A 253-nucleotide genomic window follows, 5' to 3' on the forward strand; every position below is an offset into this window, starting at 1 on the left:
AAATGGCGCGAGACGGAATCGAACCGCCGACACATGGAGCTTCAATCCATTGCTCTACCAACTGAGCTACCGAGCCAAATTGCGGGAGCAGGATTTGAACCTACGACCTTCGGGTTATGAGCCCGACGAGCTACCTAGCTGCTCCATCCCGCGTTAATTATAAGGAGGATGTGGGATTCGAACCCACGCACGCTTTTACACGCCTGACGGTTTTCAAGACCGTTCCCTTCAGCCGGACTTGGGTAATCCTCCA

Annotated in this window: 3 tRNA genes; all 3 read right to left on the minus strand. The window is 53.8% G+C overall.

What is annotated here, in order from left to right:
- Window positions 1-3: 3 nt before the first annotated feature.
- The 3 genes from HMPREF2867_RS07080 to HMPREF2867_RS07090 all read right to left on the minus strand — a co-directional run bounded on the left by HMPREF2867_RS07080 (window position 4) and on the right by HMPREF2867_RS07090 (window position 252).
- A tRNA-Phe gene (locus tag HMPREF2867_RS07080) sits at window positions 4-76 on the minus strand.
- A 3-nt stretch (window positions 77-79) separates the two neighbouring features.
- Window positions 80-153 (minus strand) — tRNA-Met (locus HMPREF2867_RS07085).
- A 9-nt stretch (window positions 154-162) separates the two neighbouring features.
- Window positions 163-252 (minus strand) — tRNA-Ser (locus HMPREF2867_RS07090).
- Window position 253 lies beyond the last annotated feature (1 nt).

It is taken from the genome of Streptococcus sp. HMSC064H09, assembly GCF_001812625.1.
GTDB lineage: Bacteria > Bacillota > Bacilli > Lactobacillales > Streptococcaceae > Streptococcus.